17 protein-coding genes are annotated in these 18,416 nt (G+C 37.7%); all 17 read left to right on the top strand.

Annotated features, from left to right (window positions below; genetic code table 11):
• Complete coding sequence (locus FC748_RS11900; RefSeq protein WP_025218827.1) at nt 1-1,044, top strand: glycosyltransferase family 2 protein; 1,044 nt, start codon at nt 1-3, stop codon at nt 1,042-1,044.
• Nucleotides 1,041-2,549: a lipopolysaccharide biosynthesis protein gene (locus FC748_RS11895; protein ID WP_025218828.1), complete on the top strand. Its 1,509-nt coding sequence runs from the start codon at nt 1,041-1,043 to the stop codon at nt 2,547-2,549. The genes FC748_RS11900 and FC748_RS11895 overlap by 4 nt, the downstream gene beginning before the upstream one ends.
• 57 nt (nt 2,550-2,606) lie before the next feature.
• Nucleotides 2,607-3,758, top strand: a complete 1,152-nt coding sequence (locus FC748_RS11890) for an acyltransferase family protein (protein WP_227665415.1) — start codon at nt 2,607-2,609, stop codon at nt 3,756-3,758.
• Nucleotides 3,759-3,925: 167 nt separating this feature from the next.
• A complete protein-coding gene (locus FC748_RS11885) occupies nt 3,926-4,723 on the top strand; it encodes a TIGR00282 family metallophosphoesterase (protein ID WP_025218830.1) in 798 nt (265 codons plus the stop codon).
• A gap of 230 nt (nt 4,724-4,953) precedes the next feature.
• A complete protein-coding gene (locus FC748_RS11880) occupies nt 4,954-5,220 on the top strand; it encodes a stage V sporulation protein S (protein WP_010858535.1) in 267 nt (88 codons plus the stop codon).
• A gap of 436 nt (nt 5,221-5,656) precedes the next feature.
• Complete coding sequence (locus tag FC748_RS11875) at nt 5,657-7,396, top strand: 2-oxoacid:acceptor oxidoreductase subunit alpha (protein WP_108029537.1); 1,740 nt, start codon at nt 5,657-5,659, stop codon at nt 7,394-7,396.
• Entirely contained in the window at nt 7,396-8,262 is an 867-nt protein-coding gene (locus tag FC748_RS11870; protein ID WP_069510033.1) for a 2-oxoacid:ferredoxin oxidoreductase subunit beta, read from the top strand. Before FC748_RS11875 ends, FC748_RS11870 begins: the two co-directional genes overlap by 1 nt.
• An 833-nt stretch (nt 8,263-9,095) precedes the next feature.
• Nucleotides 9,096-9,470: a 2-oxoglutarate ferredoxin oxidoreductase subunit beta gene (locus FC748_RS11865; protein WP_227665416.1), complete on the top strand. Its 375-nt coding sequence runs from the start codon at nt 9,096-9,098 to the stop codon at nt 9,468-9,470.
• Nucleotides 9,471-9,724: 254 nt separating this feature from the next.
• Nucleotides 9,725-10,813, top strand: coding sequence for an ABC transporter substrate-binding protein (locus tag FC748_RS11860; RefSeq protein WP_024361947.1), 1,089 nt, complete (start codon nt 9,725-9,727; stop codon nt 10,811-10,813).
• A complete protein-coding gene (locus FC748_RS11855; RefSeq protein ID WP_024361946.1) occupies nt 10,803-11,636 on the top strand; it encodes an alkaline phosphatase family protein in 834 nt (277 codons plus the stop codon). Before FC748_RS11860 ends, FC748_RS11855 begins: the two co-directional genes overlap by 11 nt.
• A 99-nt stretch (nt 11,637-11,735) precedes the next feature.
• A complete protein-coding gene (locus FC748_RS11850) occupies nt 11,736-12,566 on the top strand; it encodes an ABC transporter permease (protein ID WP_370510656.1) in 831 nt (276 codons plus the stop codon).
• A complete protein-coding gene (locus FC748_RS11845; protein WP_024361944.1) occupies nt 12,566-13,351 on the top strand; it encodes an ABC transporter permease in 786 nt (261 codons plus the stop codon). The genes FC748_RS11850 and FC748_RS11845 overlap by 1 nt, the downstream gene beginning before the upstream one ends.
• Nucleotides 13,348-14,349: an ABC transporter ATP-binding protein gene (locus FC748_RS11840; RefSeq protein ID WP_025218831.1), complete on the top strand. Its 1,002-nt coding sequence runs from the start codon at nt 13,348-13,350 to the stop codon at nt 14,347-14,349. The genes FC748_RS11845 and FC748_RS11840 overlap by 4 nt, the downstream gene beginning before the upstream one ends.
• Nucleotides 14,346-15,128: a DeoR/GlpR family DNA-binding transcription regulator gene (locus FC748_RS11835; RefSeq protein ID WP_025218832.1), complete on the top strand. Its 783-nt coding sequence runs from the start codon at nt 14,346-14,348 to the stop codon at nt 15,126-15,128. The genes FC748_RS11840 and FC748_RS11835 overlap by 4 nt, the downstream gene beginning before the upstream one ends.
• Entirely contained in the window at nt 15,128-16,141 is a 1,014-nt protein-coding gene (locus FC748_RS11830; RefSeq protein ID WP_108029538.1) for a histidinol phosphate phosphatase domain-containing protein, read from the top strand. The genes FC748_RS11835 and FC748_RS11830 overlap by 1 nt, the downstream gene beginning before the upstream one ends.
• A 230-nt stretch (nt 16,142-16,371) precedes the next feature.
• A complete protein-coding gene (gene miaB, locus FC748_RS11825) occupies nt 16,372-17,916 on the top strand; it encodes a tRNA (N6-isopentenyl adenosine(37)-C2)-methylthiotransferase MiaB (protein WP_108029539.1) in 1,545 nt (514 codons plus the stop codon).
• Nucleotides 17,917-18,354, top strand: a complete 438-nt coding sequence (locus FC748_RS11820; protein WP_024361939.1) for a YlbF/YmcA family competence regulator — start codon at nt 17,917-17,919, stop codon at nt 18,352-18,354.
• The last annotated feature ends 62 nt before the right edge of the window (nt 18,355-18,416 follow it).

Genomic DNA, 18,416 nt, shown 5'->3' with positions numbered 1-18,416 from the left:
GTGCCATTATTAAGTATTATTGTGCCTATTTATAATGTGGAGCTCTATTTACGGCAATGTTTAGATAGTATTTTAAGACAAACATTTGAGGACTTTGAATTAATACTGGTCAACGATGGCTCAACGGATAATAGTCCCAACATATGTGACGACTATGCTGCACGTGATGCAAGAATTATTGTTGTGCATAAAGAAAATGGTGGCCTTGTTAGTGCGCGCAAAGCGGGTCTAAGCATTGCGAAAGGAAAATATATTGGCTATGTAGATAGTGATGATTGGATTGAAGCGGACATGTATCAAGCACTATGTGATGCAGCACAGGCTTTTAACGTAGATATTGTTATTTGCGATATTATAGAAAATTATCAAGATTATGAAGTTAAAGCTACGCAAGTTGTGAAACCTGGATTATATCAAAAGGATAGGATGATAGAAGAAGTTTACTCGATTATGCTGTATGCGGGGCAATACTATCAGTTTGGATTATTTCCTTCTGTTTCAAATAAATTATTTAAAAAGTCACTTCTTGAAAAATTTCAATATCAAGTGGACGATCAAATACGCATGGGGGAAGATGTTGCCTGTACATATCCAAGTTTACTTAATGCGAAAAGTATCTATTTATTAGACAAACAGTATCTTTATCATTATCGCCAAAATCCTTCTTCTATGACAGCTAGCTATGATCAGCAGTTTTTTGAGAAAACACTTGTCTTATATAAACATTTGAGAGAGTTATCCCCTGCCCCTTATTTCGTAAATCAACTACAGTATTATTTGACCTATTTAGTGATTGCAGGAGTCCAGAATGAATTGCATCGAGAGAATGAGAAAACCTTACGTGAAAAAAGAGCCTTTCTCAAAAAAATGCTTAAACATCGCGACATTAATGAGGTGTTACAGGCAATTTGTCTAAATAAATTGCCATTCAAAGTGAAACTAATCATTTTGTTATTAAAAAGACAATCTATTTTTTTACTATATGTATTGGCTAGGGTCAAACAAAAAACCAATATTAGTAAGACTATAAAGGGAGCAAAATGAGAACAAGGAAAATTTTATTAAACTTATTTTCCAATGTCGTGTTGCAAGTTGTTACCGCCGTGATGAATTTTATTTTGCCTCGATTATTTATGACGACTTACGGTTCTGCTACGAATGGACTTGTTACATCGATTAAGCAATTTTTAGGTTATTTAAAAATTGTAGAAGCGGGTATCGGTAGTGCATCCGTCGCAGCGCTTTACAAACCATTAGCTATGAACGACAAAGAACAGATAAATGGCATCCTTTCAGCCACGCATTATTTTTATCGACGTTCGGGTATGGTTTTTGTTGTATTAGTAGCCTTGTTGGCTATGTTCTATCCGCTGTTAGTAAAGGAAGATGTGTCACCTCTAACCGCATTTTATATGGTGCTGATTTTAGGTATCAGTGGTGTATGGGAATATTTTTTGATTGGGAAATATTACGTTTTGCTAACAGCAGATCAAAAAAGCTATATTGTGTTCCGAATTCAAACATGTTTATTAGTTGTTAGTACAATGCTATCCCTAACTTTACTAACCCTTGGCTTTTCAATCATTATTGTAGTTGGCTGTTCTAGCATTCTTTTATTACTAGATATTCTTTTTTTAAAAGTATATGTCCAAAAAAAATACCCATATTTTAATAGTAAAGTAACACCAAATACACCAGCTATAAAAAAAAGATGGGATGCATTAATCCATCAAATCGCCTCGCTTGTTGTTTTTAATACACCGTTTATGTTAATTACCATTTTTCTTGGACTTGCAGAGGTTAGTGTATTTACTGTATACAATATGGTATTTAATGCTGTTACATTATTTATTTCAGCTTTCTCCGGTGCGATGTTAGCAGCCTTTGGAGACATACTTGTAAAAGAAGAAAAAGAGGCACTGGAACGACATTTTCATCATTTTGAATGTGTTTTTTTTGCAGTCGTTGCTTTCGGTTACACATGTACAGCTCTGTTAATTTTGCCTTTTATCACGATTTATACAGCGGGTGTTGAGGATGCAAACTATATAAGACCATGGTTAGCTGCACTCTTTGTCCTAGTAGGCATTGCCAATGCAATACGAATTCCTGCGAATACATTAGTGAATTCGGCAGGGCATTTTAAAGAGACAAAAAATCAAGCTATGATTGAAGCGGCCATTAATCTTTCTGTGTCCTTTGTTTTAGTGCAATTTTTAGGGGCGGAAGGCATTTTAATAGGCGGACTGTGTTCGTATGCCTATCGTACTTGTGACTTAATCTTATATACATCTAAAGAAATATTAAAAAATTCCGTACGTATTACGGTTAAAAAAATAGCGCTGAATTGTATTTTGGCATTTATCGCGGCATCCCCATTTTTATTTTTAATCGAACTACATATTGTGAGCGCAAAGGCATGGTTTTTAACAGCTATATGCATTTCTTTATGGACCATTTTAGTAGTTGTGATGGGGAATTTTATGTTCCAACCTACAACGATGCGGGAAATTTTGCTGCATTTAAAACGTGTAATTTCCAATGACTAGTAGCGTTCTCTTGATAATGAGGAAGGCATACAAGCTAGAACACTCGAATGAAAATAGATGGATTGCTTAGAAATGGCAGGTGGAAAAATGAAGCCAGTTGTGAAGGAAATATTTTTACTAAGGTTTGTCGCCTGTTTAGGAATTGTTTTAATGCATAGTGTCACTTTAGGGTTGGACTTGTTCGATATAGAGAAAAATACAATATATATTGTACTAACATCTATTCAATTAGCATTGATGTTTGGAACACCTGTCTTTATTTTTATTTCGGAGTTTGTTATTGCTTATTCCTATCCACATCAACTGCCAAAAAAATTTTATAAAAAACGTTTTAACTATATTTTTCTTCCGTTTATTTTTATCGGTTTTTTGGATGCGGCTTTTCATTCAATAAGCATGACTAATGTTGATTTTGATAAGAAGATTATTTTAAATTTTTTTGAAGGTGATTTCCACGGGTATTTTATCGTGATCGTCTTTCAGTTTTATTTTTTACATCCATTATTTGTGAAATTTGTTGTATCCAAATACCGTGCTTACCAAGTGATTATGACGGCATGTCTTGTTAATTTTTCTTACCTTGCAGTCTTTAATTTTTTCGATCCTTTTCGGTATTTATCGTTCCTTCCTTATCTAGAAGTGGAATGGAATGTGTTAAATAAGATGCCATTTCCTGCTTGGATTGCCTATTTTGTCGTAGCTTATTATTGCGGTAAAAACTATGAGCAGTTTTTATTGATACTCCAGCGATTGCGTTATTTCCTACCGAGTGTAGGTATACTTACACTCGGTATATTACTCGCCAGTCAATGGTCTGGCTTGATTACTGAAGTTCACTCCAAGAGGATTGATGTAATCCCCTATACATTGAGCGTAGCCTTTCTATTGTTCTATGTTGCAAATAAAGTAAGGTACATGCCTAAGTTTGTTATTTTTATTAGCCGTTACTCATTTGGGATTTATTTACTACATCCTCTTTTTATTATTTTACTAAAAACTATTTTTATAAAATTTATAGATGATATAAGTGTATTTACTGTTATTATCACTACATTTTTATGCAGCACGATATGTTCTATCTGTGCTACGTATTTACTGAATAAATGGCGGTTTGGTCCTTATTTAGTAGGGCAAGTACATGCAGAAGAAAGCTTAGCGAACGACAAAAAAACTGCCGGTAAAACAAAACAGGTACTTCATCAACGTTAATGAATGCCAGTTAGACGAGATGCTTTTGGCTTAAAAGAGAAATGAAAGCAAGCAAATGCAAACAAGGGATATAATTTAGTGATGGTTTTTCTTTATATTTTGCGATTGATGAAGAAAAAATGGTAAACTCTAATGAGTGTTATTGATAGAAAGAGTGGTTTTGTAAAATGAAAGTAATTTTTATTGGAGATATCGTCGGTTCAATTGGCCGAGATGCGGTAGAAAAATATTTACCACGATTAAAAAAGAAGTATAGTCCAGATGTTGTCATTGCAAATGGTGAAAATGCAGCAGCAGGTCGTGGGATTACACGTAATATTTATAATGATTTATTACAAATGGGTGTAGATGTTATTACTATGGGTAACCACACTTGGGATAATAAAGATATTTTTGATTTTATTGATGATGCTGATTATTTAATTCGTCCTGCGAACTTTTCGTCTGAGGCACCGGGTAAGGGCATGGTGCAAATTGCGAAAAATGGCGTTACATTATCGGTTATTAATTTACACGGTCGTGTATTTTTGCCACCGCATGAAGATCCGTTTGCAATGGCTGAACAATTGATTGAAGAAGCTCGTAAAACGTCACCGCTTGTATTTGTGGATTTCCACGCAGAAGCGACAAGTGAAAAAATAGCGCTTGGATGGCACTTGGATGGCAAGGCATCGGCAGTCGTTGGAACGCATACGCATGTGCAAACAGCAGATGCACGCATTTATCCTAACGGTACTGCTTATATTACAGACGTAGGTATGACTGGCCCGTATGATGAAATTTTAGGCATGACAAAGGAAAGTGTAATTTACAAGTTCCAAACAAATATGCCGTCTCGTTTTGAAGTACCAAAAAAGGGTCGTGATGTGTTAAGTGGCTTTTTTGTTGAGATTGATGACAAGACAGGAAAGGCATTGCGTTGTGAAAGAATTTATATTAATGAGGACTATCCGTTTCAGGCGTAAGATCAACTACTGTGCATTTTTCATGTGCAGTAGTTTTTTTGTTGTGTCGAGCTAATTTAACGAAAGAAAATAACTCGTTTTTTAAGGCTTTACAATATATAAGAATTGAAAAATAGTCTATTTTCATATTGCCGAGCATAAAATGAGCTACGGACAATAACTTGGGGACCAAAAAGGGGGACATGAGTTGTTGAGCGTAAACACTATTCGCGAAACGGGGAGGAATAATTGTGGATTCATTAAAAGTATCGTCACGCTCTAATCCAAATTCAGTTGCAGGTGCATTAGTCGCGGTAATAAGAGAAAAAGGGCAAGCAGAAATGCAGGCAGTTGGGGCAGGTGCACTTAACCAAGCCGTAAAAGCAGTGGCCATTGCACGCGGATTTGTAGCGCCAAGTGGCACAGATTTAATTTGCGCTCCGGCGTTTGCCGATATTTTGATTGCAGGCGAAGAACGTACAGCCTTAAAGCTGCTAGTAGAAAAACGTGTTCGATAATAAAGTAGAACTTTAATCGGTGGGGGGAAACCCCCACCGATTATTAGTGCCAGTCACCGAAACAATTCTGAATATTTATCGCTCTGTCAGTAGGGCGAATAAAGTAAAAATCCACGAATGCTCCTGTGGGATACACACAACGTACAAGCCTCGTAAAATTGAGGGTTGCGGCTTGTATCGTGCCCGCAAAAAGCGAAGTGGATTTTTTTACGTGCCAGTCACTCATACAATTTATACAATTATTCAGCACTTGAAATTAGTGAGTTAATTTTTTATACTTAATTGATTGAAAATTACAATTTTTTGAACAGCATTTTCAGTCAAAGGTCTGAATTTCGTCTAATTCATTGAATAACAATAGTGTAGACCGTTTCTTCGTGTTAAACTTATGAAGGAAAAAAATAATAGTATACATTGGATTTAAGGAGTTGTTGAGATGTTACATCAGCTTTCGTGGAAAGTCGGTGGGCAACAGGGTGAAGGGATTGAGAGTACAGGTGAGATTTTCTCGATGGCAATGAATCGTCTAGGTTATTTCCTATACGGTTATCGTCACTTCTCTTCTCGTATAAAAGGTGGCCACACTAATAATAAAATTACAGTTCGTCCAACAGAAGTACGTTCCATTGCGGATGATTTAGATATTTTAGTGGCGTTCGATCAAGAAACAATCGACGTCAATTATAAAGAATTAACAGAAAAAGGGATTATTTTAGCCGATGCAAAATTTGAACCTGTAAAGCCAGAGGATTCAAAAGCGCCATTATTTGCTGTACCATTCACAGAAGTGGCAGCTGAACTAGGTACAACGTTAATGAAAAACATGGTTGCTATTGGAGCTACTGCTTCACTTCTAAACTTAGAAGACGCTGTGTTCCAAAATGTTGTGGATGACATCTTCGGTAAAAAAGGTGAAGAGGTTGTTCAGAAAAACATGGAGGCCATTGCGCGCGGTCATGACATGATGAATGAATTATTAGGCGATCGTATCGGTGAGTGGGCATTAGCGCCAGCTGATGGTAAACGCCGTATGTTTATGATCGGTAATGATGCAGTAGCACTTGGGGCATTAGCTGCGGGTACACGCTTTATGGCAGCTTATCCAATTACACCTGCATCTGAAATTATGGAATACCTTATTAAAAAATTGCCAAAATTCGGTGGCGCTGTGATTCAAACAGAAGATGAAATTGCTGCAGCGACGATGGCGATTGGTGCAAACTTCGGTGGTGTTCGTTCATTTACAGCGTCAGCAGGTCCTGGTCTTTCACTTATGATGGAAGCAATCGGTCTTTCAGGTATGACTGAGCAGCCTCTAGTGGTGATTGATACACAACGTGGTGGTCCATCTACTGGCTTACCAACGAAACAAGAGCAATCTGATTTAATGGCTATGCTTTATGGTACGCATGGTGAAATTCCGAAAGTGGTCATCGCACCTTCTACAATGGAAGAAGCATTCTTTGATACTATTCAAGCGTTTAATATTGCAGAGGAATTACAATTGCCAGTTATTTTAATGACAGACTTACAATTATCACTTGGTAAACAAACGGTTGAACCATTCGATTACAATAAAATTGAAATTCGTCGCGGTAAAATTGTCACTGATGATATTGAAGCTTCAGCAGATAAAGCTTACTTCAAACGTTATGAAGATACAGAAGACGGTATTTCACCGCGTGTGTTACCAGGTCACTTAAATGGAATCCACCATGTTACTGGTGTTGAGCATGATGAAACAGGGAAACCATCTGAAGCAACGGGCAATCGACGTGCACAAATGGACAAACGTTTCCGCAAGCTAGAAGCCCTGAAGTTTGATACACCAGTTTACAAAAATGCACCACATGAAGAAGCGGATGTATTATTAGTAGGCTTTAACTCAACTCGTGGAGCAATTGAAGAAGTACAAGAGCGTTTAAACGCACAAGGCATGAAGGTGAACCATGCGCATATCCGTTTAATTCACCCATTCCCTTCTGCTGAGATGGCACCTCTTGTAGCGAAAGCGAAAAAAGTAATCGTTGTGGAAAACAACTACACAGGTCAATTGGCTAATATCATGAAAATGAATATTGGTGGTCACGATAAAATTGAGATGATTACAAAATATAACGGTACACCATTTTTACCAGGTGAACTAGAAAATAGAGTGAAGGAGTTGACTCGCTAATGGCAACGTTTAAGGATTTTCGTAATACAGTGAAACCGAACTGGTGCCCAGGATGTGGCGACTTCTCTGTACAGGCTGCGATTCAACGTGCAGCAGCAAATGTAGGCATCGAACCAAATGAGCTAGCTGTTATTTCTGGGATTGGCTGTTCAGGTCGTATTTCAGGTTACATTAATTCATATGGTTTCCACGGTATCCATGGTCGTGCATTACCAATTGCACAAGGATTGAAAATGGCCAATCGTGATTTAAACGTCATTGCCTCTGGTGGTGACGGAGATGGTTTTGCGATTGGTATGGGTCATACAATCCATGCCATCCGTCGAAATATTGATATTACGTATGTTGTGATGGATAACCAAATTTACGGTTTAACAAAAGGGCAAACATCTCCACGCTCGGCCGCTGGGTTTATTACAAAATCAACGCCAGGTGGTGCAATTGAGCCATCATTAAAACCTTTAGAAGTAGCCTTAACTAGTGGTGCAACGTTTGTGGCACAAGGCTTCTCAACGGATATTAAAGAATTAACAGCTTTAATTGAAGCGGGCATTAACCATAAAGGCTTTTCTTTCATCAACGTATTTTCACCATGTGTTACTTACAACAAAGTGAATACGTACGATTGGTTTAAAGAAAACTTAACAAAGCTAGCTGATATTGAAGGTTATGATAATGCTGACCGTGGCATGGCAATGCGCACAGTAATGGAGCATGAAGGCTTAGTAACAGGTATTATTTATCAAGATAAAGAAACAACTTCTTATCAAGAAAAAGTACCTGGCTACGCTGAGTTGCCATTAACGGATATCGACATTAAAATGAGCGAAAATGAATTCGATGCACTTGTGCAGGAGTTTATGTAAATAAAAACAATGAAAGCCACTATGCTCGATTGAGGCTTTCAAAATGAAGACAGAAGGCAATTAAGATGGAATATCTTAACGCCTTCTGTCTTTTTGTTTGAGTGTCAGGCACCCAAACAATTCTGAATTTCTGAGGGAGGTGCCAGGCACTCAAACAATTTTCGGCGGGAAAGTGGATGTGATGTCCACTAATCCTCAATCTTCAACCGTTAAGCTATTTATTTTATTGGTATACCTAATATAGTTGCATGTTTGGGTAGAGTTACCTCTCTCCTACATGTTTAAACCTTACAAAACAACACTTGCTATAAAAATTAAAAATAAAATCAATATCAGCATGAATCGCACTAAAGCATTTCTAATTTCTTCTTTATTTTTCGCTATTTTCACTTCTTTTCTATATTTGAACCAACTAAATAATATTGCAACTGTCATAAGAATAAATATGTAAATCTTCATATTATAATCATTCCTCTCATGAAATTATTTAGTTACAAAAAATAAATACACAACAAGTTAATCAAACTTTAAAACTAATATTTTTAATAATATATCTATGATGGTTATCAATCAATTCACATCTATAACCTTTAGTTTTTAGGAAATATAGAACATATATGACGTGTCACTTTATCCATTGCTCACCACTGCAGGGCTGCACGATTGCCCGTAGAAAGGAAGGGCCTGCAACGAAAATCAACAGATTCTTACAATGTTTCATCAAGTATCTGCAACCCAATTTTTAATAGTAGAAATCCATCCAATGATTAATAGGGGGTGTGTGCGGGTAAAATTAAATGAAAAAATGATACAATAAAAGAAAAAAAGAGGCGATGTTCGTGAATAATATCATTGATTTTATTGCGAAAAAAAAGGAACGAGAAGAACGACAACGTGCGCAAGATTTAGAACGCTATGTTGCAACACATTGTAAATTTCATCAGCCAGAAAATATCGATGCACTCGTTGATGGGAAAATGATTGAAGTGAAAGATCATACATTGTTTTTAGGTTTTCTATCTATATTAAAGGATGAACAAATTGAGCCGCTACATATTTTTCAGGACGTTTTTACATTAGAACCTGTCCGTTTTGAAATGGCCTATAATATGAAATGGTGGTCAGTTGTTCAACTTGCTTTTACATTTTTAACGATTTTAAAGGAAAATGAACCGCATACATATGCAGATTTTCTAGGACTTTCTTGATTCATCTAGGGTGTGTGCACGTCTGAAAACTAAACAAACGTGCGCATACGTAACTGGATTCCTCCTTATCTTCTTGATAGAATAGCACTTTTATATAACTCCCCTACGACTTAAAAAACTTCACATAAATTTATAAACAATCAATATTTTTTACTAAATATTTTAAATCCATCCATACTTGCTTAATGTTTGTTTTATAAGATTACTGTTGTAAGCAAATAAAAATAAACATAAACAAATGGAGGGTCCAACTCATGGCAATTCAAAAGCTATGGAAGAAAAGTTTAGTTGGTGTATTAGCAATTTCTATGTTAGCAGCATGTTCTGACAGTTCGTCTAATGCAAATGACATCAAAAGTGATTTAACGCTTGATGAAATTACAGAAAAGGCAAAACAAGAAGGTACTGTCAATTCAGTCGGTATGCCGGACACATGGGCAAACTGGGTAGAGACATGGCAAGAGCTTGAAACAGAGTACACTCTCAAACATCAGGACACAGATATGTCGAGTGCAGAGGAATTAGCGAAGTTTGAAGCAGAAAAAGACGATGCGACAGCCGATATTGGCGACGTAGGAATTGCCTTTGGTCCAATCGCTAAAGATAAAGGTCTAACATTGCCATACAAAACTTCCTATTGGGATGATATTCCTGACTGGGCAAAAGATGAAGAGGGCCATTGGATTGTTGGTTATACAGGGACAATTGCATTTCTAACAGATAAAAACAATGTGAAAAATCCCCCAACGTCTTGGGAAGATCTTAAAAATGGCGACTATCATGTCAGCATTGGAGATGCATTAACTGCAAACCAAGCACAATTTGCGATATTAGCTGCAGCAATGGCTTTCGGTGGAGATGAATCCAATATTCAGCCGGGTATCGACTTTTTTGCGGAATTAGCAAAACAAGGACGCCTACAAGGTGATCCAACAGTCGCTAATTTAGAAAAAGGAGAGATTGATGTTGCAATTTTATGGGATTTCAATGCACTAGGTTATCGTCATCAAATCGATGAGCAACGTTTTGATGTAGTCATCCCATCGGAAGGCTCTGTCACATCAGGCTACGCAACTGTTATTAATAAATATGCAAAAAATCCACATGCTGCAATGTTAACACGAGAATATATTTTATCGGATGCAGGACAGGAGAACTTAGCAAAGGGTTATGCCCGACCAATTCGTGAAAATGTGCAATTACCTCAAGAAGTAAAGGATTTATTATTACCAGCAGATATGTATAAAAATGCGCAACCTGTTAGCGACCAAAAGCAGTGGGAGGAAACAACAAAGCAAATTCCACAAATGTATCAAGAGCAGGTATTAATCCATGCCAAATAATAACAAAGTTGTCCTCATTGTTGTTGATGCACTTCGTTTTGATACTGCCTGTACACATATGGGCTTTATGCAACATTTAGTAGAACGCAAGATGGCCTCGCGTTTTGAAGTACGTTCGGAAGTACCATCACTATCGAGACCATTATATGAAACGATTTTAACGGGCACTCCACCAATTGTTCATGGCGTCACGAGTAATATGACGGTGCGCTTATCAACACAAAATAGTTTATTCCATTTAGCACAGTCCAATGGTTTATCGACTGCAGCGGCTGCCTATTATTGGGTAAGTGAACTTTATAATCGTGCACCCTTTCAACATATGGAAGATCGTTTACAATTCGATAAACAGCTACCGATTGAAAATGGCTTGTTTTACTTTGAGGATCATTATCCTGATAGCCATTTGTTTGCAGATGCCGCATGGTTAATGGACCAAAAACAACCAGATTTCTTATATATTCATCCGATGAATGTAGATGATGACGGGCATAAATTTACAGCAAATTCAGCGCAATATCGTAATCGTGTATTAGCTGTGGATGCCCTATTGTCGTTGTTTATACCCAAATGCATGGCGCAAGGATATGATGTCATTGTGACAGCAGATCATGGGATGACAAGTGATGGTAATCATGGTGGGACAACGATGGAGGATCGACATGTACCGATGTTTGTCATCTCTCAAACAGTGAAAGCAGGTATAAAAGACGGTGTAGTATCACAGCTACAAGTGGCACCTCTTTGCTGTCACCTGCTAAATATAGCGCCTTCAGAGGAAATGGTGCCATTACTATTAGAGGGAGTTCAGACAGTAAAATAAAACATTGAATAATATCAGGGAATTTTGAACAATTTTCATTATAAATTTGAAAGCCGAAGAGCAACAAAATCTTTAAGTTAGAAAGTAGTGATTGTTTTGATTTCTAAGCGGCAATCGTTTGCCTGGCTTACACCTTTCTTATTACTTGTTCTGTTATTTTTCCTTGTGCCTTTACTGTATATGCTGATAACGAGCTTTAGTAATAGCGAAGGATTTACGTTAGCACAATACAAATCTGTCTTAACGAATACGTATATTTTACAAGGTTTTAAAAATAGTTTGACATTATCCGTTATTTCGGCTGTGATTGCGCTCGTCGTTACATTGTTTGCAGTGTATGCCATTACGCACTTTTCACAGCCGGTACGGGAGAAAATTTTAATACTTACCAATTTAACATCAAATTTTTCAGGTATTCCTTTAGCTTTTGCGTTTATTGTATTGCTTGGGAATAGTGGATTATTTACTTTGCTATTTGATAAGTGGGAAATTGGCGCTTTATCGTCGTTTTCCCTTTATAGCTGGAGTGGTCTATTACTCATTTATATTTATTTTCAACTGCCATTAGCATTGATGCTATTGTATCCAATTTATGATGGTATTCAGCAGCAATGGAAGGAAGCAGCCGCTCTTTTAGGAGCTTCTACTTTACAGTTTTGGCTGAAGGTAGGGATACCTGTTATGTTACCAGGGATTGTTGGAACCTTTAGTGTGTTGTTTGCCAATGCAATGGGTGCCTATGCATCTGCTTACGCTTTGACAAATAGTAATTACAATTTAGTGGCCATTCGTATTGGAGCACTCATTAAAGGAGATATATTTGCACAACCCGAGTTGGCAAGTGCGATTGCTGTATTGCTAGCGGTAACAATGGTAACTGCCATGCTGATAAGTGAATGGAGCATTAAAAAGACGAGGGGGAAATTATAGTGAAAAAAAGAAGTTTAGCTAATATCATTTTCCTCTTTTTAATGTTGTATTTGCTATTACCGATTGTAGCGACAATGCTGTATGCTTTTTCGTCAAAGTGGCATAAAAGTATTTTTCCCGAGGGGCTAACATTCAAGTGGCTTGCTACACTGTTTCAAGATACGGCATTTATGCAAGCATTTGGCCGCTCTGTCCTCCTTGCGGGAGGGGCAGTTATCATCGCACTAATCGTTATTGTCCCTGCAATTTTTGTCATCGTTTTGTATTTTCCAAAGTATGAGAAATGGATTCAAGTTGCCGTTGTAATGGTCTATTCATTTCCAGGGATTATTTTAGCTGTTGGCTTGATTCGGGTGTATTCAACAATAGGTGTACCCATGATCTTGGTCGTATTGGGTGCCTATGTAATCGGTATTTTGCCCTATATTTATCAAGGCACGCGCAATAGCTTGCGTAATGTAGATGCAAGACAGCTATTGGATGCTGCGCAATTATTAGGCGCAACGAAAACACAGGCATTTACGAAAATACTGTTGCCTACCGTTTATCCAGGCTTGTTTGCAGGTGCATTATTATCGTTTTCCGTACTATTTGGAGAATTTGTACTTATTAACTTAGTCGTCGGCTCACGCTTTGAAACGGTACAAATTTATTTAATGAAAAAGCTAAGTACGAGCGGTCATATTGCTAGCGCAGTTGTCTTTATTTATATCGTTCTGATGGGCTTATTAACGTTCGCTATTGCGATATTAACGAAACGTTCGAAAGGTGCGACGAATTTATGAGCTATATTGTGATTGAAGGACTTCATAAAAAATATGACCAAACAACTGTCTTATCCAATATCGATATGACAATTGAAAAAGGTCAATTAATTACGCTTTTAGGGCCGAGTGGCTGTGGGAAAAGTACCATTTTGCGTATTATTGCGGGCTTAACAAATGCTACAGCAGGAGAAATTCAATTGGAAGGACAAAACATGAATGGTGTCCAACCGAAAGAGCGCCAAGTGGGCATGGTTTTTCAATCTTATGCGCTATTTCCGAATATGACTGTTAAAGAAAATATAGCATTTGGTTTGCGAATGCAAAAAGTTAATAATACAGAGCTAGAACAACGTGTACAAGAAATGCTCCATATCGTCCATTTGACAGAAAAAGCAAATGCTTATCCAAAGGAGTTATCCGGCGGGCAACAGCAACGTGTAGCGCTTGCACGTGCGCTTATTGTGCGACCGAAAGTATTGCTTTTAGATGAACCTCTTAGTGCACTTGATGCCCAAATACGAAAAAAATTGCAGACCGATTTACGGGCAATACAACGCAAGCTTGGCATGACGATGATTTTAGTAACACATGATCAAGATGAAGCTATGGCTGTGTCAGACAAAATATTTGTGATGAGTAATGGGCAAATTGCGCAATATGGTACACCGACAGAGATTTATACCAATCCACAAAGTGAATTTATCGCCAATTTCATTGGTCATTATAATGTTATTCCTAGACAAGTGTTAGAGACAATGATTGGAGAAAAATTACCTGGGGATAATAACAAGTTTGCCATACGACCAGAAGCTCTTCATTTAGAGATGATGGAAGGTGACCTTTGCCTTCGCGGTGTAGCGACACAGTCACTCATGAGTGGCAATATTATCCGTACAACGCTTGAAGGTGACTGTATGTTTACAATGGAGCAGTTACATCAACGTGGGCATACGCTTGAATTGGGTAAAAACTACAACTGTTATGTAGCGAAGGAAGATGTGATTGCACTGTCATGACATATGCAAAAATTGAACGTTTTGAATTTATTTTAAAACAGTTAGAGCTTGATGGCAAAATTATTGTAGCAAATATTGCTGAGACACTGCTCGTAGCACCTGAAACAGTTCGTCGAGATTTGGATGAGCTAGAACAACAGCATTTATTGACCCGAGTGCATGGAGGGGCAATCAAATATACCAACGTTCGAACGGAGCCAGCATTTTTGCGAAAACTGCAAATGCATAAAGAGGCGAAATGTGCTATTGCGCGTCAGGCTGCTCAGCGTATCTGTGATGGAGATACGATTGCCGTTGATACAGGGACAACGACAGTCCATATAGCGGATTACTTAATGGCAGTTGATGATATTACGGTTGTCACTAATTCTATTGCCGCCGCCGCACAGTTTAATCTCGCCATTGAAGAAAGACGGATGACAGGGAAAGTTATTTTACTAGGCGGTACAACAAATCCAAGGCAAGCTTCAGTTGCGGGTGCGATGACGTTGGAATGGTTAAGTCATATGAACTTTGATAAGGCATTTTTATCATGCGGGGGCATCCAGGATGGCATTGTCTATGATTATGATTTAGATGAATCCTTGATTTCCCAAAAAATGCTTCAACAAAGTAAGAATTGTATATTACTAGCGGATGCATCAAAGCTTAATGGCAAATCATTTTATCAAATTTGTGATTTGGCACAATGTACGGAAATCATGTGTGAAATGGCTTGTCCTGAGGAATGGCAAGCGTACGAAGAACAATGGACAGTATGTAGTGGAGGGAAGAGTTGATGACAATTGATTATCATGTACATTTAGAGGAGGGTCCTTATTCTTTTCGTTGGTTGGAGCGAACTTCACAAGCTATAGCCAATTTTCATGACCTAAAAAATGTTGACAATGGCTCGAAAGCTTTAATGGAGTGGCAAGTGGCAACGCTTGCTAAAAGATTGCATAATGGCTGTTATAGTGAAGAATGGCTCGATTTGTATTTACAACGGGCAAAGCAACTTGGTTTACGAGAGGTAGGCATTGTGGATCATTTGTATCGGTTTAAGGAAACGCGCCCCTATTTTGAGCGTTATATGCAATTGGATGAATCAACAGAAATCGGTCAACTCCAACGATACTGGCTAAATAGTGTAATGACAGAAAGTATGGACGATTTCGTAAAGGCAATTGACAAGGCAAAGGACAAATGGCGTCAGCACGGTGTTGAGTTAAGATTAGGGATTGAAGCGGATTATTTTGTAGGCGGTGAAGAAGAATTGACTGCGCTCCTACAAGGGCATCCGTGGGATTATGTAATTGGCTCGGTTCATTTTATAGATGGCTGGGGTTTTGATAATCCACAAACGGAGCATCTATTTAAAAAGATGGACCAGCCAACTTTACAGATGACGTATACACAGTTTTATACTACGGTTGTGCAAATGATTCAGTCTAATATGTTTGATTTTGTAGCCCATTTGGATAATTTTAAAGTCTTTAATTATCATGTGCAGGATGAGGCGTTTAATCTTTTATGGTATGAACAGATTGCACAGGCGCTTGTCACAACACAAACCGCTACAGAAATAAACGCAGGGTTATATTATCGCTATCCCGTTAAAGAAATGTGCCCCGGTCCACTATTTTTGCAAGTTCTCGTGAAACGAGGTGTCGAGTTTACCGTATCTTCAGACGCCCACTTCCCAGATGATTTAGGAAACTATACATTTGCCAATACAGATTGGCTAAAAACTTTGGGTGTCAAAAAGCTTTTAGGCTTCCAACAACGCACCAAGAAATATATCGAGCTTTAACGAAGATCACCGTTGATACTTGTCATCGGTGATTTTTTCTGTTGCAAGCAGTGGCAACTAGATTTTACAAAAGAGGAAATGTCGAATTCTTCTGGCTAAGAAAGTGTATTTAAGTCAAAACCACGACATTTAGTACGCAAACCTTGTAGGAAGTAGTAATCATTCAGTATAATAGTAAAATGGGAATTCGAATGCACGGATTTCGTTTGAAAGGAGTTACCTGACCTGCAATGAATGAGGAACAACGCTTAACAAGTCAACAAGTCAATCAACCAAAAAAAGAAGACAAGCCTGAAAAGGATTATAGTAAATATTTTGAGAAGGTCTTTACGGCACCTTCATTAAAAGATGCAAAAAAACGTGGCAAAGAAGAAGTGAAGTATCATAAAGACTTCCAAATTGCTGAACAATTCGCTGGCATGGGTGAAGGGCGGACGTTTTATATCCGTACGTACGGCTGTCAGATGAATGAGCATGATACAGAAGTAATGGCTGGTATTTTTATGCAACTTGGCTATACTTCAACTGACATTATCGAAGAAGCAGATGTGGTGTTACTGAATACATGTGCGATTCGTGAAAATGCAGAAAACAAAGTATTTGGAGAGCTTGGTTTCCTGCTAAAATATAAACGTAAAAATCCAGAAATGTTAATTGGCGTCTGTGGTTGTATGTCACAGGAAGAATCCGTAGTCAATAAAATTTTAAAAACGTATCCACACGTCGATATGGTATTTGGTACGCACAATATTCATCGCCTACCAAATATTTTAAAAGAAGCGTATATGTCGAAAGAAATGGTTGTGGAGGTTTGGTCGAAAGAGGGCGACGTTATTGAAAACTTGCCGAAAAAACGTCTAGGTTCCATAAAAGCTTGGGTCAATATTATGTATGGCTGTGACAAGTTTTGTACGTACTGCATTGTACCTTATACACGTGGTAAAGAACGTAGTCGCCGTCCAGAGGAAATCATAGCAGAAGTGCGTGAGCTAGCTGCTGCAGGCTATAAAGAAATCATGCTATTAGGGCAAAATGTCAACGCTTACGGCAAAGATTTTGAGGACATGGATTATCGACTTGGTGATTTAATGAATGAATTGCGAAAAATAGATATTCCACGTATTCGCTTTACAACAAGTCACCCGCGTGATTTTGATGATCATTTAATCGAGGTATTGGCGAAAGGTGGCAATTTAGTTGAACACATTCACTTACCGGTACAATCAGGCTCAAATGACGTATTAAAAATTATGGCGCGCAAATATAGTCGTGAGCATTTCCTTAGCTTAGTAGATAAGATTAAAACCGCTATCCCCGGTGTTACATTAACAACGGATATTATTGTTGGTTACCCAAACGAAACGGAAGAGCAATTCGAAGAGACGTTATCTTTATATCGTGAAGTAGGCTTTGATATGGCCTTTACGTATATTTACTCTCCTCGTGAAGGAACGCCAGCCGCTAAAATGGTTGATAATGTACCTGAAGAGGTGAAAAAGGAACGTCTACATCGTTTAAATGCTGTCGTACAAGAATATTCTAGAAAAGCGCTAGAAGGCTTGATGGGCGAAGTGGTTGAAGTGTTAGTAGAAGGAACAAGTAAACGTCGTGATGATGTGCTTGCTGGCTATACGCGTAAAAATCGTCTCGTGAATTTTAAAGCACCTTCAGAGTTGATTGGTCAGTTAGTGAAAGTAAAAATAATAGAGGCTACTTCTTATTCATTAACTGGTGAATTTGTGGAAGTAGTAAAAAATGAAAAGGTGGAAGCGTAAATGACTCAAGTATTGTATACAAAAGAAGATTTAATTAAGAAATCCCATGAAATTGCGCATATGATTGCCAATACACCAGAAGTTGAGTTTTTCAAAAAAGCGGAAGCACAAATTAATGAAAACCAACTTGTTCGTGAACGTATTGCAAGTTTAAAAAGCTTACAAAAGCAAGCAGTAAACTTTCAACACCTAGGTAAAGAAAAAGCGTTAAAAATGATTGAAGACAAAATTGCAAAAATTGAAGAAGAAATTAATGCTATTCCTGTTGTGCAGCAATTTAAAGAATCACAAGGCGATGTCAACGACTTATTACAATTAGTATCAAATACAATTGCTAACAATGTGACAAACGAAATTGTACGTTCTACAGGTGGCGATGTGTTACGTGGTGAAACGGGTTCGTATGTACAAAATACACAGCCAGGTAGTTGCTCATAAATAATAGAAGAAACAGCTCGAATGACAGCATTCGGGCTATTTTTATGCCGAAATTTAGAAGG

Source organism: Lysinibacillus sphaericus, from assembly GCF_005217585.1.
GTDB classification, from domain to species: Bacteria; Bacillota; Bacilli; order Bacillales_A; family Planococcaceae; genus Lysinibacillus; species Lysinibacillus sphaericus.
This window is presented reverse-complemented; position numbering and strand designations above follow the sequence as displayed.

Coding starts and splice junctions, on each gene's coding strand:
- FC748_RS11895 (WP_025218828.1), top strand. CDS start 1,041: ATGAGAACAAGGAAAATTTTATTAAACTTATTTTCCAATGTCGTGTTG.
- FC748_RS11890 (WP_227665415.1), top strand. CDS start 2,607: ATGGATTGCTTAGAAATGGCAGGTGGAAAAATGAAGCCAGTTGTGAAG.
- FC748_RS11885 (WP_025218830.1), top strand. CDS start 3,926: ATGAAAGTAATTTTTATTGGAGATATCGTCGGTTCAATTGGCCGAGAT.
- FC748_RS11875 (WP_108029537.1), top strand. CDS start 5,657: ATGTTACATCAGCTTTCGTGGAAAGTCGGTGGGCAACAGGGTGAAGGG.
- FC748_RS11870 (WP_069510033.1), top strand. CDS start 7,396: ATGGCAACGTTTAAGGATTTTCGTAATACAGTGAAACCGAACTGGTGC.
- FC748_RS11865 (WP_227665416.1), top strand. CDS start 9,096: ATGTTCGTGAATAATATCATTGATTTTATTGCGAAAAAAAAGGAACGA.
- FC748_RS11860 (WP_024361947.1), top strand. CDS start 9,725: ATGGCAATTCAAAAGCTATGGAAGAAAAGTTTAGTTGGTGTATTAGCA.
- FC748_RS11855 (WP_024361946.1), top strand. CDS start 10,803: ATGCCAAATAATAACAAAGTTGTCCTCATTGTTGTTGATGCACTTCGT.
- FC748_RS11840 (WP_025218831.1), top strand. CDS start 13,348: ATGAGCTATATTGTGATTGAAGGACTTCATAAAAAATATGACCAAACA.
- FC748_RS11835 (WP_025218832.1), top strand. CDS start 14,346: ATGACATATGCAAAAATTGAACGTTTTGAATTTATTTTAAAACAGTTA.
- FC748_RS11830 (WP_108029538.1), top strand. CDS start 15,128: ATGACAATTGATTATCATGTACATTTAGAGGAGGGTCCTTATTCTTTT.
- miaB (WP_108029539.1), top strand. CDS start 16,372: ATGAATGAGGAACAACGCTTAACAAGTCAACAAGTCAATCAACCAAAA.
- FC748_RS11820 (WP_024361939.1), top strand. CDS start 17,917: ATGACTCAAGTATTGTATACAAAAGAAGATTTAATTAAGAAATCCCAT.